At 42.0% G+C, this 18,471-nt stretch carries 17 protein-coding genes; 12 read left to right on the top strand and 5 right to left on the bottom strand.

Annotation, left to right across the window (positions count from 1 at the left end):
- Positions 1-17: 17 nt before the first annotated feature.
- The 3 genes from sucC to RGE70_RS11020 all read left to right on the top strand — a co-directional run bounded on the left by sucC (position 18) and on the right by RGE70_RS11020 (position 2,646).
- Entirely contained in the window at positions 18-1,184 is a 1,167-nt protein-coding gene (gene sucC, locus RGE70_RS11030; RefSeq protein ID WP_310471503.1) for an ADP-forming succinate--CoA ligase subunit beta, read from the top strand.
- Positions 1,184-2,056 (top strand): succinate--CoA ligase subunit alpha, encoded by an 873-nt coding sequence (gene sucD, locus RGE70_RS11025; RefSeq protein ID WP_310471502.1) that lies wholly within the window; start codon positions 1,184-1,186, stop codon positions 2,054-2,056. Before sucC ends, sucD begins: the two co-directional genes overlap by 1 nt.
- Positions 2,057-2,337: 281 nt before the next feature.
- Entirely contained in the window at positions 2,338-2,646 is a 309-nt protein-coding gene (locus RGE70_RS11020) for a hypothetical protein (RefSeq protein WP_310471501.1), read from the top strand.
- 245 nt (positions 2,647-2,891) lie between these two features.
- On the opposite strand, the gene RGE70_RS11015 is transcribed toward RGE70_RS11020, so the two are convergent.
- Positions 2,892-4,589, bottom strand: coding sequence for an FMN-binding glutamate synthase family protein (locus RGE70_RS11015; protein ID WP_310471500.1), 1,698 nt, complete (start codon positions 4,587-4,589; stop codon positions 2,892-2,894).
- 198 nt (positions 4,590-4,787) lie between these two features.
- Here RGE70_RS11015 and RGE70_RS11010 point away from each other — a divergent pair, with 198 nt between their 5' ends.
- Positions 4,788-5,294, top strand: coding sequence for a GNAT family N-acetyltransferase (locus RGE70_RS11010; RefSeq protein ID WP_310471499.1), 507 nt, complete (start codon positions 4,788-4,790; stop codon positions 5,292-5,294).
- A 127-nt stretch (positions 5,295-5,421) separates the two neighbouring features.
- Here RGE70_RS11010 and fur read toward each other — a convergent pair whose 3' ends face one another.
- Positions 5,422-5,850, bottom strand: coding sequence for a ferric iron uptake transcriptional regulator (gene fur, locus RGE70_RS11005; RefSeq protein ID WP_310471498.1), 429 nt, complete (start codon positions 5,848-5,850; stop codon positions 5,422-5,424).
- A gap of 267 nt (positions 5,851-6,117) precedes the next feature.
- Between fur and cobB the strand changes: the two genes are divergently transcribed.
- Positions 6,118-6,846, top strand: a complete 729-nt coding sequence (gene cobB, locus RGE70_RS11000; RefSeq protein WP_310471497.1) for a Sir2 family NAD+-dependent deacetylase — start codon at positions 6,118-6,120, stop codon at positions 6,844-6,846.
- 11 nt (positions 6,847-6,857) lie between these two features.
- Complete coding sequence (locus RGE70_RS10995) at positions 6,858-7,337, top strand: AAA family ATPase (protein ID WP_310471496.1); 480 nt, start codon at positions 6,858-6,860, stop codon at positions 7,335-7,337.
- An 11-nt stretch (positions 7,338-7,348) separates the two neighbouring features.
- Here RGE70_RS10995 and RGE70_RS10990 read toward each other — a convergent pair whose 3' ends face one another.
- The 3 genes from RGE70_RS10990 to bioA form a co-directional block, all read right to left on the bottom strand.
- Positions 7,349-8,293: a hypothetical protein gene (locus RGE70_RS10990; protein WP_310471495.1), complete on the bottom strand. Its 945-nt coding sequence runs from the start codon at positions 8,291-8,293 to the stop codon at positions 7,349-7,351.
- 273 nt (positions 8,294-8,566) lie between these two features.
- Complete coding sequence (gene fusA / locus RGE70_RS10985; RefSeq protein ID WP_310471493.1) at positions 8,567-10,654, bottom strand: elongation factor G; 2,088 nt, start codon at positions 10,652-10,654, stop codon at positions 8,567-8,569.
- 513 nt (positions 10,655-11,167) lie between these two features.
- Entirely contained in the window at positions 11,168-12,508 is a 1,341-nt protein-coding gene (gene bioA, locus RGE70_RS10980; RefSeq protein ID WP_310471492.1) for an adenosylmethionine--8-amino-7-oxononanoate transaminase, read from the bottom strand.
- Between the two features lie 243 nt (positions 12,509-12,751).
- Here bioA and bioB point away from each other — a divergent pair, with 243 nt between their 5' ends.
- The 6 genes from bioB to cctA all read left to right on the top strand — a co-directional run bounded on the left by bioB (position 12,752) and on the right by cctA (position 18,422).
- Positions 12,752-13,804, top strand: a complete 1,053-nt coding sequence (gene bioB / locus RGE70_RS10975; protein WP_310471491.1) for a biotin synthase BioB — start codon at positions 12,752-12,754, stop codon at positions 13,802-13,804.
- Positions 13,805-13,904: 100 nt separating this feature from the next.
- Positions 13,905-15,083 (top strand): 8-amino-7-oxononanoate synthase, encoded by a 1,179-nt coding sequence (locus RGE70_RS10970; RefSeq protein WP_310471489.1) that lies wholly within the window; start codon positions 13,905-13,907, stop codon positions 15,081-15,083.
- 54 nt (positions 15,084-15,137) lie between these two features.
- Entirely contained in the window at positions 15,138-15,923 is a 786-nt protein-coding gene (locus RGE70_RS10965; protein WP_310471488.1) for a methyltransferase domain-containing protein, read from the top strand.
- Positions 15,924-15,949: 26 nt separating this feature from the next.
- A complete protein-coding gene (gene bioD / locus RGE70_RS10960) occupies positions 15,950-16,615 on the top strand; it encodes a dethiobiotin synthase (protein WP_310471487.1) in 666 nt (221 codons plus the stop codon).
- 289 nt (positions 16,616-16,904) lie between these two features.
- On the top strand, positions 16,905-17,768 hold the full coding sequence (gene htpX / locus RGE70_RS10955; RefSeq protein ID WP_310471486.1) for a protease HtpX: 864 nt from the start codon (positions 16,905-16,907) through the stop codon (positions 17,766-17,768).
- A 306-nt stretch (positions 17,769-18,074) separates the two neighbouring features.
- On the top strand, positions 18,075-18,422 hold the full coding sequence (gene cctA / locus RGE70_RS10950) for a tetraheme c-type cytochrome CctA (protein WP_310471485.1): 348 nt from the start codon (positions 18,075-18,077) through the stop codon (positions 18,420-18,422).
- The last annotated feature ends 49 nt before the right edge of the window (positions 18,423-18,471 follow it).

Here is an 18,471-nt window from a genome sequence, read left to right as displayed (position 1 = left end):
TATATGGATATATCATCATGAATTTGCATGAGTATCAGGCAAAATCTTTATTTGCCGAATATGGTTTACCAGTGTCAGAAGGTTTTGCATGTGATACGGCTCAAGAAGCAGTGGAAGCGGCAGGCCATATTGGCGGAAATATGTGGGTTGTTAAGTGTCAAGTACACGCAGGCGGCCGTGGTAAAGCTGGTGGTGTTAAAGTCACTGGCGATAAAGAAGAGATCAGAGCATTTGCTGAAAATTGGTTAGGCAAGAACCTCGTGACTTACCAAACTGATGAAAAGGGTCAGCCAGTTGCTAAAATCCTAGTCGAAAGCTGTACTGACATTGCAAACGAACTGTACTTAGGTGCAGTTGTTGACCGTGCGACTCGTCGAGTTGTATTTATGGCGTCAACAGAAGGTGGCGTTGAAATTGAAACTGTTGCAGAGGAAACGCCAGAGCTAATTCATAAAGCGATTATCGATCCATTAACCGGCCCACAAGCATACCAAGCCCGTGATCTTGGCTTCAAGTTAGGGCTAAACCCGACACAAATGAAGCAGTTTACTAAAGTGTTCATGGGCTTAGCTAAAATGTTTGAAGACTATGATTTCGCGTTACTTGAAATCAACCCACTTGTGATCACCGATGAAGGTAATATCCATTGTCTCGATGGCAAAATTGGCATTGATGGAAATGCGCTTTTCCGTCAGCCTAAAATCCGTGAAATGCACGATCCATCGCAAGATGATGCACGTGAAGCTCACGCAGCTAAGTTTGAGCTTAACTACGTGGCGCTTGATGGAAACGTGGGCTGTATGGTTAACGGTGCCGGTCTAGCAATGGGTACGATGGACATCGTCAATTTACATGGTGGCAAACCCGCTAACTTTTTAGACGTAGGCGGCGGAGCAACTAAAGAGCGTGTTGCTGAAGCTTTTAAAATTATTCTTTCTGATTCAAATGTAAAAGCTGTTTTAGTTAACATCTTTGGTGGTATTGTTCGTTGTGACATGATTGCTGAAGGTATTATCGGCGCAGTTAAAGAAGTCGGCGTTGAAGTGCCTGTTGTTGTGCGTCTTGAAGGGACGAATGCTGAATTAGGTCGTGAAGTTCTTGCAGGTTCAGATCTTGATATCATTGCCGCTGTGTCATTAACTGATGCGGCTGAAAAAGTAGTTGCTGCAGCGGAGGGCAAATAATGTCCGTATTAATTAACAAAGAGACTAAAGTTATCTGCCAAGGTTTCACCGGTGGCCAAGGGACTTTTCACTCTGAGCAAGCAATTGCTTACGGTACCAAAATGGTTGGTGGTGTTTCTCCAGGAAAAGGTGGCCAAGTTCACCTCGATCTTCCTGTATTTAACACGGTTAAGGATGCCGTTGCTGCAACAGGTGCTACTGCGTCAGTTATTTATGTACCAGCGCCTTTTTGTAAAGACGCAATCCTTGAAGCAATCGACGGTGGGATTGAACTCATTGTGTGTATTACAGAAGGCATTCCGACCCTAGACATGCTTCAAGTTAAAGTGAAACTTGAAGAAACTGGTGTACGAATGATTGGCCCTAACTGCCCAGGTGTTATCACTCCTGGTGAATGTAAGATTGGTATTATGCCGGGCCACATCCATAGACCTGGTAAAGTGGGGATTGTTTCTCGCTCAGGTACGTTAACCTACGAAGCCGTAAAACAAACTACGGATGAAGGTTTTGGACAATCGACGTGTGTTGGTATTGGTGGCGATCCTATTCCAGGTACTAATTTCATTGATGTATTGGAAATGTTCCAGAATGATCCTGAAACAGAAGCAATCGTTATGATTGGTGAGATTGGCGGTACAGCTGAAGAAGAAGCGGCTGATTATATTAAAGCCAACGTAACTAAGCCTGTAGTCTCTTACATCGCTGGCGTAACTGCACCTGAAGGTAAGCGTATGGGCCATGCTGGCGCAATTATCGCTGGTGGTAAAGGTACTGCTGAAGATAAATTTGCTGCATTAGAAGCTGCTGGCGTAAGCACTGTTCGGTCTTTAGCTGACATTGGTCAAGCACTACGTGATAAAACCGGTTGGTAATATTCTAACCTCACGATAAAAGCCGTGCTTAGCAGCACGGCTTTTTTGTTTTAAGTTGTCTAGCATTGAGCTTACTAACACCATAAGAGGTAAATTAATGTTGCCGATTTGTTAGCGGGTTATTTGTTTTTTGCATTATTATTTTTAGAGTTTAATCGTGCATTTGACTGCTCTACTAGAACTAATAGTGATAATGCAGTGAAAATTAGTCAAAAATATGGCGTTGTAACAACAATCTGTTATACCTAATTTATCTATAGAGGAACTTGTAGGTAAATTTTATGTCTATGGTTAGCGCAAAAGAGTTTGCAGATTGGTTAAGATTGAGATTTGAGGGCCTCACTGAAGGTGTTTCTTTGAGTCGTAAAGATATTAATCAACTTACAGGCCGACAAAATTTTTCATCTGATTTTGTTAGCGACATTCATTTTGAGTTAATGTTGCATGGTTTAGCTTTCGTGACCGATACTTCACGCGAACGTTTTTATCTTGTCCCCATTAACAAACAATGCTGGAGAGAAAAGCTAGAACAACAGTTTGAGAAAGAGATTTTTTGTAATGTGATCCCGTTAAATATTTCTAACAAGTAGGTGGTGGCATGCAGGGAAGCAACCAAAGGAAAATGCTGTAACAGCTAGCAACGAAAACCCACGCACGTCGACACCCTTTCTATTTTAAATTGATTTATTACCTCTTGTTGTAGACCATTCACTGATGACTGTCGTGGCTCGCTTGTTTAATGGGTATGTTAGTAGCTCTTTTTGATATAGCTAACTGCATATGTCGATTTTGACCTTTTCATGTTTCTTTGGTCATTGTTATTTTTGGCTATTGGTCATGATAGAGGTGGTGATTCACCGGCCTTAGTTTGATTTATGCTTTGACTGGCATGTTTTGCTCGCGTGAACTCTGCTGGTGACAAAATATAGGTATCCTCACTGTAAAAGTGTTCACTGTTTGCCATATGCCACCAAGCACTCCATGGGCCATCTATGGAGACTTCATCGACTAAATCATTGTGTTTCAAAGGTTCAATCAGGCTGCCTACAGACATTAATAATCCGTAAGGTGTGCGCCTTTTTAACATTTGAGGCATCAGTTTGGCTGGATTATCCAGGCCTATACTGCCAACCAGTTCATAGAAATTTTTAATCGTATTGCGATGGAAGTGTTTAACACGCTCGCTTTTTTCAACGACATTAATGGCCTTGTTTCTTACTGGATCTTGAGTAGCAATACCCGTTGGGCACATATTAGTATTGCAATGACGTGATTGAATACAGCCCAAGGACATCATCATTGTGCGGGCAGCATTAACACTATCGGCTCCCATGGCTATCTTAGCGAGTAAGTCAAAGCTTGAAGCGGTTTTACCTGAAGCAATAATTTTAATTTTTTCTCTTAAACCGACTCCAATTAATGCATTGTGAACGAAATATACACCTTCTAGGCACATCATCCCTAAGCGGTTGGTAAACTCGACAGGCGCGGCTCCAGTTCCACCTTCAGCCCCATCGACGGTAATAAAGTCTGGTGTGATCCCCGTTTCTATCATTGCTTTGCATAAGCTGAGAAACTCAACAGGATTACCAATACATAATTTAAAGCCAACGGGTTTACCTCCGCTTAATGTTCTTAATTTTACAACAAAATTGAGTAAATCTTTTGGGGTAGTGCACTCAGGGTTAACCGCAGGCGAAACACAATCTTTGTGTTTATCAATATGGCGAATAGCCGCAATTTCGTCTGTAATTTTCGCCGCTGGCAATACACCACCATGGCCAGGTTTAGCCCCTTGTGATAGCTTTATTTCAATCATTTTTATTTGCGCTTTAGTCGCCATTGCGCGATAGCTTTCGGGGTTAAAATTTCCTTTATTGTCACGACATCCGAATAAGCCTGAGCCAATTTGCCATACAAGATCGCCACGGTGTTTGAGATGATAAGGACTTGCGCCACCTTCACCGGTATTTTGGTAACAGCCAGCTTTGAGGGCTCCTAAATTAAGTGCTTCGATGGCACTGGCACTTAATGAGCCAAAGCTCATTGCTGATATATTTAAGTAAGAAGCATCATAAGGTTTTAAGCAGCCTGGACCACCAAAGCGGACACGCTTTGCATCGTCCGTTACAACTTTTGGGTGCAATGACTGCCAAAGGCTCAAATAGTTGTCCTCTAACAGATCACGCTGAGTGCCAAAAGCGATAGTGTCACGTACATTTTTGGCTCTTTGGTAGACTAAGGAGCGCTGCTCACGACTAAAAGGCTGTTCTTCTATATCATTGGCTATAAAGTATTGCTGAATTTCAACGCGATAAGATTCAAGAAAATATCTGATATGAGCAACGACAGGGTACAAGCGATTGAGGGAATGTTTACTATGATACATGTCAAAGTATCCAATCGAGCTGTAGCTAGCAGTCAAAATAAGTAATATTAAAGTGCTAACACTTACATCTTGAAAGACTAAATATAGGGCAAAAATGTTACCGAACGATGCGATAAACCAAAAGAACTTTTGCATGGCTGTCATAAGTGTTCCTTACTCATTGATAGGCATTTGTTAGGTTTTTGCGTAATCAAAAAATCAGTTAACTCGCTTTAATACTTTCTAATTTATACATATTGGGTATATTAATATAACTATAGTCAACGAATATGACTTCAGGCAGGTTCAGCGTTTTTAATCGTTTGCAATGGTTCATGGCTAAACATAAATAAGGGGCATAAGGTGATAATAGTAGAAACAGAAAGGTTAATTATACGCAGGTTTAATGCTGATGATGCTAAAGCCATTTTTCTGTTAAACAGTATTCCTGAAATCCTGACTTATATTCCAGGTGCTCCAATGACTGATATATCTCAAGCAGAAACGATCTTAGATAGCATGATTTTAAAAAATTATGAGGAATTTGGTTATGGACGTTGGGCTGTTGAGCATAAAGCCGATGCAAAAGTAATTGGTTTTTGTGGGCCTAAGTACATTGATGAGTTCAATGAAGTTGAATTGGGCTACCGTTATTTACCACAATATTGGGGCCAAGGCATTGGTTATGAAGCAGGGACTGCTGCGTTAGCTAAATTTGCTGATTACGACATCAGCGAAGCCATCGCGCTTATTCTTATCGGTAATAAAGCCTCTGAAGGGGTTGCAAAAAAACTGGGAATGACAGAACGTGGTAAAGACAAGTTTATGGGTCATAAGGTTAATGTGTTTCATAAACACCTAAAACCTTAACTAATCTCTATAGATAGCATAAAACAGTGCTAATGAGGCTGTTACCTTATACCACTGTTTATTTCAATCGAGGTGCGATCAAAAAACAGCGTTAAGCAGGTCTTTTGATCGACTCTTTATGTCTTTATCAGTTGCCGTGGTTGCAGTCGTCATTAATACAAACACCATAAAGGTATAAGCTATGGTTTGTCAGTTTAATATTATGATTTGCTGCAATTTCATCTTGGCGCTGCTCAATCACCTCATCTGAAAACTCAATCACTTTTCCACAAGACAAGCAAACAAGGTGATCATGATGGTGCTGGGTCGCAAGTTCAAAAACCGCTTTTCCACTCTCAAAGTGATGACGAGTTACAATGCCTGCATCATCAAATTGGTTAAGTACGCGATAAACTGTCGCTAAGCCAATTTCTTCACCTAAATCGAGAAGTTTCTTATAGAGATCTTCAGCACTGATATGTTGATTCTCAGGTCCTTGCATCAATTCTAAAATTTTGACTCGTGGTAAGGTTACTTTCAAACCCGCTTTTTTTAGCGCTTGATTTCCATCTGTCATTATTGGTTTCTCGATTGGAGAACAGCTTTATAATATGAGCCTGTTCAAAGGTGGCTAATAAAATTCATTATATGTGGAGTAAATGAAAACTTAAACCTTTGATTTATTAATAAAGCGTCTAAAGCAAATAAAAACAAAAAAGCTGATATAAAACGAGCTAATAGAGCTTACTTTTTGTATTGTTATTGGCAATTATACTAATGCCTAATGTGAAAAACGCAGTTCACGGGGCAAAATTATTATTTAAACTAAGATATAGGACTGTAGATGTACCAACAGATAGTCATACTTACCGGAGCGGGGATCTCGGCCGAATCAGGATTACGCACTTTTCGTGATCAAGATGGTTTATGGGAAGAACATAAAATCGAAGAAGTTGCCACGCCAGAAGGCTATGCTAAGAACCCATTGTTGGTAGAGCAGTTCTATAATGACCGTTGGCAGCAGTTTCATCAAGGTGATATTCAACCTAATGCAGGACATTTAGCGTTGGCTAAACTCGAGCAGGAGTTCGAAGGTAAATTACTTGTCGTCACGCAAAATATTGATGATTTACACGAAAGAGCCGGTTCTAAGCGTTTACTGCATATGCATGGTCAGCTGTCTAAAGGACGCTGCCCTCGCTCAAGGCAAACATTTTTATTAAAAGAGCCATTTGGGCCGAACCATACTTGTACATGCTGTATTCCTGCACAAAGACTCAGGCCCCATGTCGTGTGGTTTGGTGAAATGCCTATTGGGTTAGACATCATTCAAAGTGCTCTGGATACGTGTGATTTGTTTATTGCTATTGGTACCTCTGGTACTGTTTATCCTGCTGCGGGCTTTGTTGACACTGCAAATCATCATGGTGCTAAGACTGTCGATGTTAATTTATTACCTGCTGAACGAGGTAGCCAATTTCAATATCATTACAAAGGTAAGGCAAGCGAGGTATTACCTATGTTAGTAGAGCAAATTTTGCAGGGTAAAATGATTAGTGGGCAGGTAGACTAGGTGTGGTATCGATGTTTGAGGTCATGAACGAAGATAAAGTGGCGATTATTATGCGTGGTTTACCGGGAAGTGGTAAAAGCTACTGGGTCTCGCAGTATTTAGATACTCACGTGAAAAATGTGGGGTTAGAGCAAGCAAAGGCTGAAGTGAAAGTGTTTTCGACAGATCAGTTTTTTGTTAACAATGGTATTTACACATTTAATGCTGCGCTGCTGTCAAAATATCATCAAATGAATCTCACAGCGTTTATTGAGGCGATGTCAGACGGTGTACGCTTTGTTATATGTGATAATACCAATATCGCACTGTGGGAATTTGCTGCTTATCGAGCTGCCGCCAAAGCGTTAGGCTATAAAGTTATTATTAAGCAGGTTGGTATACCGTCAAACTTTGCACATCAACAGCTATGTGCAAACAGAAATCGCCACCGAGTTACGCTTAATAGCATAAAGCGGATGGCGACTCTGTTTGAAACAATTGATCACATTTAGCTTCGGTTCAACTAGAAGCGTCGACCCATGCCGATAATTAAATGGTTCCAATTTAAGAAGCCATACTCGGCATAGAGGTTCCATTCATTGCGAGGACCAAAGTCATAGTTCACACTCAGCGACATATTTTTAGTTTCTTCCTTGGCCAAATCAATATCAAACCTCACTTCTTCCATTAATGGAGCGAGTTCCGTTCCGGCGAAAGAGTAGTCACCCGTTACATTTTGATTAACGTTCTGATGACTATATGCCAAAAACCATGCGAGCTTGTTACCTGCCAAATCATATCGCTGACCCACTCGAACAGAAGCGAGTTTTGTTTTTATAATACTATCAGTTGTATTGGTTTTGGCCTTAACCAATGCACCAACGGCCATTATCGTGAAAGGGGTATCACTCACAAACGAATTTATTTGCCCTGCTAGTACAGTACCAATACCGTAGTTGGTAGCGGTGTAGCGAATAGGGATGGGCAATACAATCCCATTACAAGCATCGCCGCAAGGGAGACCTTCAACGTTGTCGAGCTTAGCGCGGATATCTTTACTGCCTTCGGTATAGCCAACGAGGCCATAAACATTCCAAAAGGGTAAGATCCAAGCATCAAGTTTCAACTGTAGGCTACTGTCATTACCGGTAATACTGACATCCTCAGCGGGGACAACGTAATCATTGGGGCCTTTAAAGCCCAATAGCCCGCCGGTAACTTGCACTTCAAAATCGTTTTCAGCTTTGTAGTCAGCATCGATATTGTTATAAAACAAGGTAACGCCCACAGGTATTGGCAACTCATGGCCTCTCTCTGTTGCTTTATCAGCTAAGAGGGGGAGGTGGCTCCAATGTTTTGGGCTTGTTTGTTGGGTCACGCTTGCATTTAAATCATCATTTGCCACGCAAGTGAAAGAGACAATTGCAGTAAGGGTGAGTGCTAAAGCTTTAGTAAAATAAATATTCATAATATTGAGATCATTAACCGAGCGCGTACTTTAGCTATTTGCGCAAGGAAATCAAGCTTACTGTATAAATGTGGGAGTTATTCAGCATTTTAATCTGTGAGGTGTTAGGTTTATGTGTTCTCGGTGGTTATTTATGGTTGTATGTAGTTGTTATGTAGCAAATGTGGCCGTTTTGGGGTTTGAGCATTTTGGTAATAAAAAAGCCTATAGACTTTCATCTATAGGCTTTTTTTAAGCTAATAACTCATAAGAGTTACCACTAATTAGCAATAATTACTTTTTAGCAGCTTCACGAGCTTTAACGTCAGCAATTACTTTTTCAGCAACACTGTTTGGACATGGTGCGTAGTGAGCGAATTCCATAGAGAATTGGCCACGACCAGATGTCATAGTACGTAGTGAACCAATGTAACCGAACATTTCTGATAACGGTACGTCAGCTTTAATACGAACGCCAGTAACACCAGCCATTTGGTCTTTAATCATACCACGACGACGGTTAAGGTCACCAATTACGTCACCTACGTTGTCTTCTGGGCTGAATACGTCAACGTTCATGATTGGCTCAAGAAGTTGTGCACCAGCTTTAGGCATAGACTGACGGAATGCGCCTTTAGCAGCGATTTCGAACGCGATAGCTGACGAGTCAACTGCGTGGAAAGCACCATCAGTAAGTTCTAGTTCAACGTCTAACACAGGGAAACCAGCAACAGTACCGGTGTTCATCATGCTAGCGAAACCTTTCTCAACTGCAGGCCAGAATTCCTTAGGAACGTTACCACCAACAACTGAAGAGCTGAAAGTGAAACCAGAGTTTTGCTCACCTGGGCGGATAACGTAGTCGATCTTACCAAATTGACCAGAACCACCAGACTGTTTCTTATGCGTGTAGCTATCTTCAGTTACCTGAGTAATAGTTTCACGGTAAGCAACTTGAGGCTCACCTACAATTAGGTCAACGCCGTATGTACGCTTAAGGATATCTACCTTAATGTCTAGGTGAAGCTCACCCATACCTTTAAGAATAGTTTCACCTGAGTCTTCGTCAGTTTCTACGCGGAAAGATGGATCTTCAGCAATCATTTTACCGATAGCGATACCCATTTTTTCTGATCCGCCTTTATCTTTTGGCGCAACAGCGATAGAGATAACTGGATCTGGGAACACCATTGCTTCAAGAGTACAAGGGTGCTTAACATCACATAAAGTGTGACCAGTTTGAACGTTCTTCATACCTACGATAGCGATGATGTCACCAGCTTGTGCGTAGTCAAGTTCGTTACGTTCATCAGCTTGCATTTCAACCATACGACCAACACGCTCAGTTTTACCTGTGAACGAGTTAAGGATGGTGTCACCTTTGTTGATCTTACCTGAGTAGATACGAACGAAGGTAAGTGCACCAAAACGGTCATCCATGATTTTGAATGCTAGCGCTTTTAATGGCTCTTCAACAGAAACTAAAGCGTGTTCGCCAGTTTCGTTACCTTCTTCATCAGTAAGAGGTTGTGGATCAACTTCAACTGGGTTTGGTAGGTAATCAACAACAGCGTCAAGAAGAAGCTGCATACCTTTGTTCTTAAATGCAGAACCACAGTAAGTTGGGAAGAAATCCATTGTACGAGTACCTTTACGGATACAACGCTTAATGTCTTCCATAGATGGCTCTTCGCCTTCCATGTAAGCTTCCATAAGATCATCGTCTTGCTCTACAGCAGTTTCGATAAGCATTTCACGGTATTCTTCAACTTGGTCAACCATGTCAGCTGGAATATCTTCAATCTTGTAGTTTTCAGCTTGACCAGTTTCATCCCATACCCAAGCTTTACGAGTTAGAAGGTCAACAACACCTGAGAACTCATCTTCGATACCGATAGGAAGAACCATAACTAGTGGGTTTGCCGCTAGTACGTCTTCGGTTTGCTTAACAACACGTAAGAAGTCAGCACCCATACGGTCTAACTTGTTTACGAAGATGATACGAGCAACTTCTGATTCGTTAGCATAACGCCAGTTAGTTTCTGATTGTGGCTCAACACCACCAGAACCACAGAATACGCCGATGCCGCCATCAAGAACTTTAAGAGAACGGTAAACTTCTACTGTGAAGTCAACGTGACCAGGGGTGTCAATAACGTTGAAGCGATGTTCTTTCCAAAAACAACTTACAGCAGCAGACTGAATGGTAATACCACGCTCAGCTTCCTGTTCCATGAAGTCAGTTGTTGATTCGCCATCATGAACTTCACCGATTTTATGGATTTTACCGGTAAGCTTAAGTATACGCTCAGTTGTAGTGGTCTTACCCGCGTCAACGTGAGCAAAGATACCAATGTTTCTGTACTTTGATAAATCAGTCATTTTTCTACTCTATTGTAGTTACGTTCTAAAATTCCGCGCAAGTATAGCAATACTTTTCAAATTTTTTTATCGATTTTTATCATTCTGGGCCAATTAAAGCTAAATTTCTTAAAAAAATCACACTTTAGGCTCGGTATTAAGGGTTTTAAAATGACCATTAGCCGTTGATGCGCCGTGATTTTGTAGTAAAAAAGTTTGGAATGAAATAATCGTCAATTATATTTCCGCTCATTTGTATTAAAATTTGTTTGGTTTTACTTAGAAAAACCAAAAGGGCCAATTTGTTCGAAGTCTGAAATAAGAAACAGCCAATCAACTTCCATTTACGTATAAGTAGTTATTACCTTCGTAAGGTGTGTTGTGTAGTAACTCTATGGCGTTTATCATTTTAAGCACTTATCTAAGGTTAAAATACGGTGTATTTTTGCGCTAAGCTCTGCCTTGATTTCGATTCAGCTTCAATCATCACCCAGTTCACTCAGTGATGATTGACTTAAAAGTATAGTCGGTAAATTATCCGTGACTAACAAAAGCTGCATCGTTATTGGGTAATGAAATTTGGCTGGCGACTACTTTCATCGCATCAGTCAGTCGGGTAAGTTGAATATTTGTAATAGTATAAGGTGGCATGATGTAGATAAAGTTTGCAAAAGGTCTTATCCAAACCCCAAGCTTTACAAACTGCTGCTGCAACTCAGCGGTATTAACCGTTGCATTCATCTCCAATACTCCAACAGCGCCAAGTACCCTTACATCCACCACATTTTGGTAGTGTTTTGCTGCAGCAAGCTCTAATTTCATTTGAGCTTCAATGTTGGCAACTTGAGCTTGCCATTGCTGTTGGTTGATTAGTTCTAAACTTGCAATGGCGGCAGCACATGCCAGTGGGTTACCCATGAAGGTTGGGCCATGCATAAATACACCCGCTGGCGAGTCACTGACACCTTTAGCAACTTTGTCACTGCACATTGTTGCTGCTAGTGATACATATCCGCCAGTGAGAGCTTTGCCTAAACATAAAATGTCAGCTTCTATATTAGCGTGCTCATAAGCGAACAACTTACCTGTGCGGCCAAATCCGGTGGCGATTTCATCTAAAATAAGCAGCACATCGTATTGATCACACAAAGTTCGAAGTGCTACTAAGTACTCTGGGTGGTAAAAACGCATTCCGCCAGCCCCTTGCATAATGGGTTCAATCAACACGGCGGCAATTTGTTGATGGTTATCTTTAAACATTTGTTTAAGCGTTGAAAGCTCTTGTGGATCAAACGACTCTGAAAAAGCTGAGTTTGGCGCAGGGGCGAATAATTGTTGAGTCACTAGCTCACCAAACATAGTATGCATTCCACCCTCGGGGTCACAGACACTCATCGCGGCAAATGTATCTCCGTGATAGCCACTTTTTACAGTTAGAATTTTCTGTTTGTTAGGTTGGTTTTTTCCCTGCCAATATTGAAGTGCCATTTTTATTGATACTTCAACGGCAATTGAACCTGAGTCGGCAAGAAAGACTTTTGTAAGGCGTTTGCTTGTCATGTCAATCAACATTCTGGCTAACTCAACTGCAGGGCGGTGGGTGATCCCACCAAACATAACATGACTCAGTTGTTGGGCTTGTTGTTGTATAGCAGCAACAATTTTGGGGTGACTATAACCATGAACACACGCCCACCATGAACTCGTCCCATCAACGATTTTAACGCCATTAGCAAGTTTTAATTCAACTCCTTCAGCGCTAACAACACCGTAGGTTGGCAAAGCATTATTCATAGACGTATAGGGATGCCATAGATGCTGTTTGTCAAACTCTATGTCAACGCATTGTTCATTGGGTGGTGTTGTTTTGTTCATAAATTAACCGTCAGTAAACCTTTTAAGCGAGTTGGCATTGACAGGTTAAGGCTTGTCGGTATCCTAGGCAAGATAAATCTACGTAATATTATACGACAATTTCAGTCTAACTATCTGTTTCATATAGTCTAATGTTTTTTTGTTCTTTTGCTGATTATAATCTTCCCATAACAGTCAAGGTGACAAATTGTTGATATAAAAGCACGGTTTTACATTGAGCGTGAGCCGGAATAGGAAAAAAGCATGTCTGATCTACCACTGAGAAATAACTGGCAACGTGAAGAAATTGAAGCATTATTTGCGTTACCTATGAATGATCTGCTGTTTCAAGCACAGAGCATACATCGTCAAGAGTTTGATCCTAATGAAGTTCAAATTAGTCGTTTGTTATCAATAAAAACCGGTGCTTGTCCTGAAGACTGTAAGTATTGTCCTCAAAGCGCGCGCTACGATACTGGTCTTGAAAAAGAGCGGTTATTAGCAATGGAAACCGTATTAACCGAAGCGCGTAGCGCAAAGGCGGCTGGCGCTTCTCGTTTTTGTATGGGGGCGGCGTGGCGTAATCCAAAAGAGCGCGATATGCCTTACCTTAAAACGATGGTTGAAGAAGTTAAATCGTTAGGCATGGAAACCTGCATGACGTTAGGCATGCTTTCTGCAGATCAAGCAAGTGAGTTGGCAGAAGCTGGACTTGACTATTACAACCACAATTTAGACACGTCACCTGAGTATTATGGTGACGTCATTACTACTCGAACTTATCAAAACCGATTAGATACTTTATCTAACGTCAGAGCATCAGGCATGAAAGTCTGCTCGGGGGGCATTGTCGGTATGGGCGAAAAAGCCACCGATAGAGCAGGGCTGTTACAGCAGTTGGCTAATCTTGATAAGCACCCAGATTCAGTACCAATTAATATGTTGGTTAAGGTCGAAGGTACACCGTTTGAAAACATTGATGATCTTGATCCGTTAGAATTTGTACGCACAATTGCAGTAGCGCGCATCATTATGCCTAAATCTCGAGTGCGATTATCAGCAGGTCGTGAAAACATGAGTGATGAATTACAAGCGATGTGTTTCTTTGCTGGGGCAAATTCAATATTTTATGGCTGTAAATTGTTGACGACTCCCAACCCTGAAGAAAATGACGACATGAGTTTGTTTAAACGTTTAGGTTTACACCCAGAACAGGGGGTGGCTTCAACAAAAGCACAAGACCAAGCATTATTGGCCAAAGCGGCTGCTCAGCAAGATAAAAAAGCTGCAGCTTTTTATGACGCAGGCGCACTTTAACACCACAATGAATCATGATGTTTGACCATGCCGGTGGCTATTAATGTAGCTATCGGCCTTGTTCTTTTCACTTCAAAAGAGCCTTTAATAGAGTCCTGTTATGTCTGACATTTCACAAGCATTACTTCGCACAAGAGTCATTGACTCTAATCGAGAACGTAAAGAAAAGGGGTTATTAAGGACACGCACTAAAGTCACCCTTGACCCTGAACATACCAATAGCTTTGAAGTCGACGATTTACCTTATATCAATTTTAGCAGTAATGACTATTTAGGCTTATCTCGTTCTGATACTGTGATTGATGCCCTACAAAAAGGGGCTCAGGCCTTTGGTGTTGGTAGCGCGTCTTCGCCGTTAGTTGTTGGTTATAGCCAAACCCATCAGCAGCTGGAACAGGTATTATGCCAAGCGACAGGCCACCAATCAGCCCTGCTGTTTAGCTCCGGTTTTTGTGCCAACAATGCCTTAATGAAAACCCTGTTTAAACACGGGGACACTGTGCTTGCCGATAAATTAGTGCATGCATCGGTTATCGACGGATTACAAGATAGTGGCGCTACACTAAAACGGTTTATCCATAATGATGTTGAGGCTGCAGCGCAACATATTACCAAGCTTGCCCCCTGCGCATTAGTCACAGAAAGTGTGTTTAGCATGGATGGCGATATTGCGCCTCTGGTTGAGCTGTCGTCGCTGTGCCAGCAACACGGAATGTGGCTTATTGTTGACGATGCCCACGGGTTTGGGGTGATAGGCGAAAATGGATTAGGGGCTACGGCGCTCAATGGAAACATCAAAATTGATGCGCAAGTAGTCACATTTGGTAAAGCACTGGGTGGGCAAGGTGCCGCAATTTTGGGGTCTCACGAGTTAATTGATTACTTAGTGGCTCATGCACGGCACTACATTTATTCAACAGCACTGTCTCCTGCTAATGCGGTTGCTGTTCGCGCCGCTGTTGACGCAATCGTTAAGCAGCCTTCTTTAAATGAGCAGCTTAAGCAAAATATCGCTTGTTTCATCACCGCGTGCAAAGCTAAAAACATTCGCCTTACTGGTTCTACAACGGCTATTCAACCTATTATTATTGGTGATAGCGCAAGTACCCTTGCGATTGCAAAAAGGCTAAAAGAGCATGGTTTTTGGGTGGGTGCCATGCGACCACCTACTGTGGCACAAGGTAGCGCTCGGCTAAGAGTCACACTCACAACAGCACATTGCACTGACGACATAAATGCATTTGTTGCCGTACTTGCTGATATTCTACAAGATGCATAAGCAATTTGTTGTTCAGCCTATTTTTTATGCCCTTTGTGTTGGGAAACTATCGTTGTGTCTATAGTGGTAAATCAACTTAATAATGATGTTGCCGACCGGTTTTCAGCAGCTGCGTCGTCATATCAAGCTCATGATGTGTTACAGCGAATTGCGGCTAAACACTTGTTGGCACAAATGTCAGAAAATAATGCAATATCAAATGCTTGTTTACTCGATATCGGTTGTGGGCCTGGAACCTCATTTTCATCTATAAGCACGATTAAAGAGGTGATAGGCGTTGATATTGCTCAGGGAATGCTGCGTACCCTGAAGCAAGGCTTTCCTCACTACAGTGCGCTGTGTGCCGATGCGCAAAACCTACCTATAGCGAACAATGCTGTGGAGGTAATATATTCCAATGTTGCTTTACAGTGGTGTGGCAGTCTTGCTCAAGCGATTGCAGAAGCCAACCGAGTGCTAGCATTTTGTGGCGAGTTTTACGGTAGTATCGTTGCTAAAAATAGTTTGCATCAACTTACCGATTTAGGCTTAAACGTAAACTCTTTTCTTAGTGAAACTGAGATCCAAGATTGCTTTGTGGCGCAGGATTGGCAAATAGAGCATATCGAAACACGGGCGATAACCGTTTTTTTTGATGATCTTAAAAGCTTATTGCAATCGATTAAAGGCGTTGGTGCCTCGACGGTTGCTGACAAAAGCAAGCTTAATCAACGCCACGTCACATTGAGGGGGCGAGGGGATTGGCAAAAATTGGTTAATCAGGCAGAGTTACGCCGCAGCCCAGAGGGGCTTCCCTTGACTTATAATATCAGTTTTATCAAAGCGAGAAAGACGCGTTAATAAAGGCTGAAAACCTTGGAGAATGCATGACTTATTTTGTAACCGGAACCGACACCGATTGTGGTAAAACATTAGTGTCTTCAGCATTGTTGACCGCAGTAAGCGGAGAAACGGTTGGCTTTAAACCAGTTGCCTCAGGTTGTGAGCAAGCAGAGCACGGGTTAAGAAATAGCGATGCATTAGCATTAATGGCAGCGTCGACAATCAAGTTACCTTATGACGACATTAACCCTTTTGCATTTTTACCGGCAATTGCACCGCATATTGCAGCAAGTGAGCAAAATGTCATTTTGTCGCCGAAAAAAATTCAAGCGCAATTGAACATGGCGCAATACCTTGGTGCTGACTTTGCCCTAGTCGAAGGCGCTGGCGGCTGGCGTTTACCTCTTGGCGAAGGGCGCTTTATGTCTGAAGTGGTACAAGCGATGCAGTTACCCGTTATTTTAGTGGTAGGGATGAAACTCGGTTGTTTAAACCATGCCTTACTTACTGCCGAAGCCATTGAGCGTGATGGGCTGGTGATAGCAGGTTGGGTAGCTAACCAAGTTGACGCCGACATGGCTAACCAAGCCGAAAATTTGAGCGCGTTAAAGCAGTCGATTACTGCACCGTTTTTAGGTCATATTCCATTTTTAGCTAATGCGACTGCAGCCGAAGCGGCTAAACACCTGGATGTAAGTCATTTAGGTTAACCAAAAAAGATTAAGCCCTTTTAATGCATTAGTGGCGCTAAATTGCGCATGTTTTAAGGGCTATCTCTCTGTTAAAAAAGATTAATCCTCATACCCTTAAATTCATCACGGATTTAATATTAAATTAATAAAAGCCGCATAGACTCCAGCACCTGATAATAGAGGCTGAATTGACTAAGATTAAAGCTGTTACTCTTTTATTCTCTTTGTTCCCTTGAAATTGTAACTTTAGGACATATTATGTCATTAGAGTGTTTATCAGGAACATATATTTCCTACAGGAGCTGAAATGAAGCGTATATTTCTACTGATTGCTACCAATATGGCGATCTTACTAGTGGCATCAATCGTGATGTCTATTTTGGGTGTTAACACATCAAGCATGGGCGGACTATTGGTTTTCGCAGCTATCTTTGGATTTGGTGGAGCGTTTATTAGCTTAGCCATTTCAAAATGGATGGCGAAAAAGACAATGGGCTGTGAAGTGATCACCACTCCACGTGATAGCACCGAGCGTTGGTTAGTTGATACCGTTGCGCGTCAAGCAGAGCAAGCGGGGATAAAAATGCCAGAAGTGGCTATCTATCAGTCGCCTGAGTTTAACGCCTTTGCTACCGGTCCTAGCAAGAATAACTCGTTAGTCGCTGTAAGTAGCGGCCTACTATATGGCATGAGCCAAGATGAGGTTGAAGCGGTATTGGCACATGAAGTTAGTCATGTTGCTAATGGCGACATGGTGACGTTGACGCTTATCCAAGGTGTTGTTAATACCTTCGTTATTTTTGCTGCTCGTGTAGTTGCTGGCTTAATTAACAATTTCGTTGCTAGCAATGATGAAGAGGGTGAAGGTCTGGGTACAATTGCTTACATGGCAGTGGTCTTTGTACTGGATATGCTTTTTGGCATTTTAGCTTCTATTATTGTTGCTTACTTCTCTCGTATTCGAGAGTTTAGAGCTGATGAAGGCGCAGCTCGTTTAGCTGGTAAAGAGAAAATGATTGCGGCACTGGACAGGCTACGCCATGGTCCGGAGGCGGGCGCAATGCCGGCACAAATGTCAGCTTTGGGCATTAATGGTAAGAAATCGATGGCTGAGCTAATGATGAGCCACCCGCCGATTGAAAAACGTATAGCGGCATTAAAATCACGTTAATCTAAGAGTTGATTAATGCAACGCAGTACTGAATATTGTTTCAGTGCTGCGTTTTTTTTATGCAAAACCAAACTGATAAATACACAGTTGCCCGTTTTAGCGTTTGTATGAGCTGTATAGTTTGATTAAGCGCACGTTTTGCTCATTCAGCCAATGTTATTATTTGAATACTGGATTAGTTGCGAGTTCGTTATTCCTTGGCTAACTTAAAGGTAAGCTAGGTCGTGCTAATAATATTGATCGCAAGATGGTAGTCAACCTGACATATAACACTGCCACTATGCGACATCAAATGAGGATACAATTGTGAGCAAAAATCTTTTAAGTGCATTGTTTGGTGCGGCTATCGCAGCACTAGCATTATCTCCTTCTGTTTACGCTGAAGGCCAAGAGCTAGCAGAAATGCATGCAGAAATGGACGGTTGTGAAGCTTGTCACGCTGATGGCGAACCATCAGAAGATGGCGAGCATGAATTTGAACAATGCCAATCTTGTCATGGTGCTTTGGAAGAAATGGACGCTGTTCACCAATCACATGATGGCATGCTAATGTGTGCAGACTGTCATATGCCTCATGATTCGAATGTTGGTGATAAGCCAACATGTGACAGCTGTCATGATGACGGCCGCACTGCCGAGTCAGCTTCTAAGTAATATTATTGATTGCTTTAAAAAGCCAGCTTATTGCTGGCTTTTTTGTATC

Source organism: Shewanella youngdeokensis (genome assembly GCF_033180165.1).
Taxonomy (GTDB): Bacteria; Pseudomonadota; Gammaproteobacteria; order Enterobacterales; family Shewanellaceae; genus Shewanella; species Shewanella youngdeokensis.
The sequence above is the reverse complement of the archived record's forward strand: the minus strand, read 5'-3'. Positions and strand labels throughout refer to the sequence as shown.

What these genes read in the sequence shown, in the direction of transcription:
- sucC (WP_310471503.1), top strand. Translation starts at nt 18, where the DNA reads ATGAATTTGCATGAGTATCAGGCAAAATCTTTATTTGCCGAATATGGT.
- sucD (WP_310471502.1), top strand. Translation starts at nt 1,184, where the DNA reads ATGTCCGTATTAATTAACAAAGAGACTAAAGTTATCTGCCAAGGTTTC.
- RGE70_RS11020 (WP_310471501.1), top strand. Translation starts at nt 2,338, where the DNA reads ATGTCTATGGTTAGCGCAAAAGAGTTTGCAGATTGGTTAAGATTGAGA.
- RGE70_RS11015 (WP_310471500.1), bottom strand. Translation starts at nt 4,589, where the DNA reads ATGACAGCCATGCAAAAGTTCTTTTGGTTTATCGCATCGTTCGGTAAC.
- fur (WP_310471498.1), bottom strand. Translation starts at nt 5,850, where the DNA reads ATGACAGATGGAAATCAAGCGCTAAAAAAAGCGGGTTTGAAAGTAACC.
- cobB (WP_310471497.1), top strand. Translation starts at nt 6,118, where the DNA reads ATGTACCAACAGATAGTCATACTTACCGGAGCGGGGATCTCGGCCGAA.
- RGE70_RS10995 (WP_310471496.1), top strand. Translation starts at nt 6,858, where the DNA reads ATGTTTGAGGTCATGAACGAAGATAAAGTGGCGATTATTATGCGTGGT.
- RGE70_RS10990 (WP_310471495.1), bottom strand. Translation starts at nt 8,293, where the DNA reads ATGAATATTTATTTTACTAAAGCTTTAGCACTCACCCTTACTGCAATT.
- fusA (WP_310471493.1), bottom strand. Translation starts at nt 10,654, where the DNA reads ATGACTGATTTATCAAAGTACAGAAACATTGGTATCTTTGCTCACGTT.
- bioA (WP_310471492.1), bottom strand. Translation starts at nt 12,508, where the DNA reads ATGAACAAAACAACACCACCCAATGAACAATGCGTTGACATAGAGTTT.
- bioB (WP_310471491.1), top strand. Translation starts at nt 12,752, where the DNA reads ATGTCTGATCTACCACTGAGAAATAACTGGCAACGTGAAGAAATTGAA.
- RGE70_RS10970 (WP_310471489.1), top strand. Translation starts at nt 13,905, where the DNA reads ATGTCTGACATTTCACAAGCATTACTTCGCACAAGAGTCATTGACTCT.
- bioD (WP_310471487.1), top strand. Translation starts at nt 15,950, where the DNA reads ATGACTTATTTTGTAACCGGAACCGACACCGATTGTGGTAAAACATTA.
- htpX (WP_310471486.1), top strand. Translation starts at nt 16,905, where the DNA reads ATGAAGCGTATATTTCTACTGATTGCTACCAATATGGCGATCTTACTA.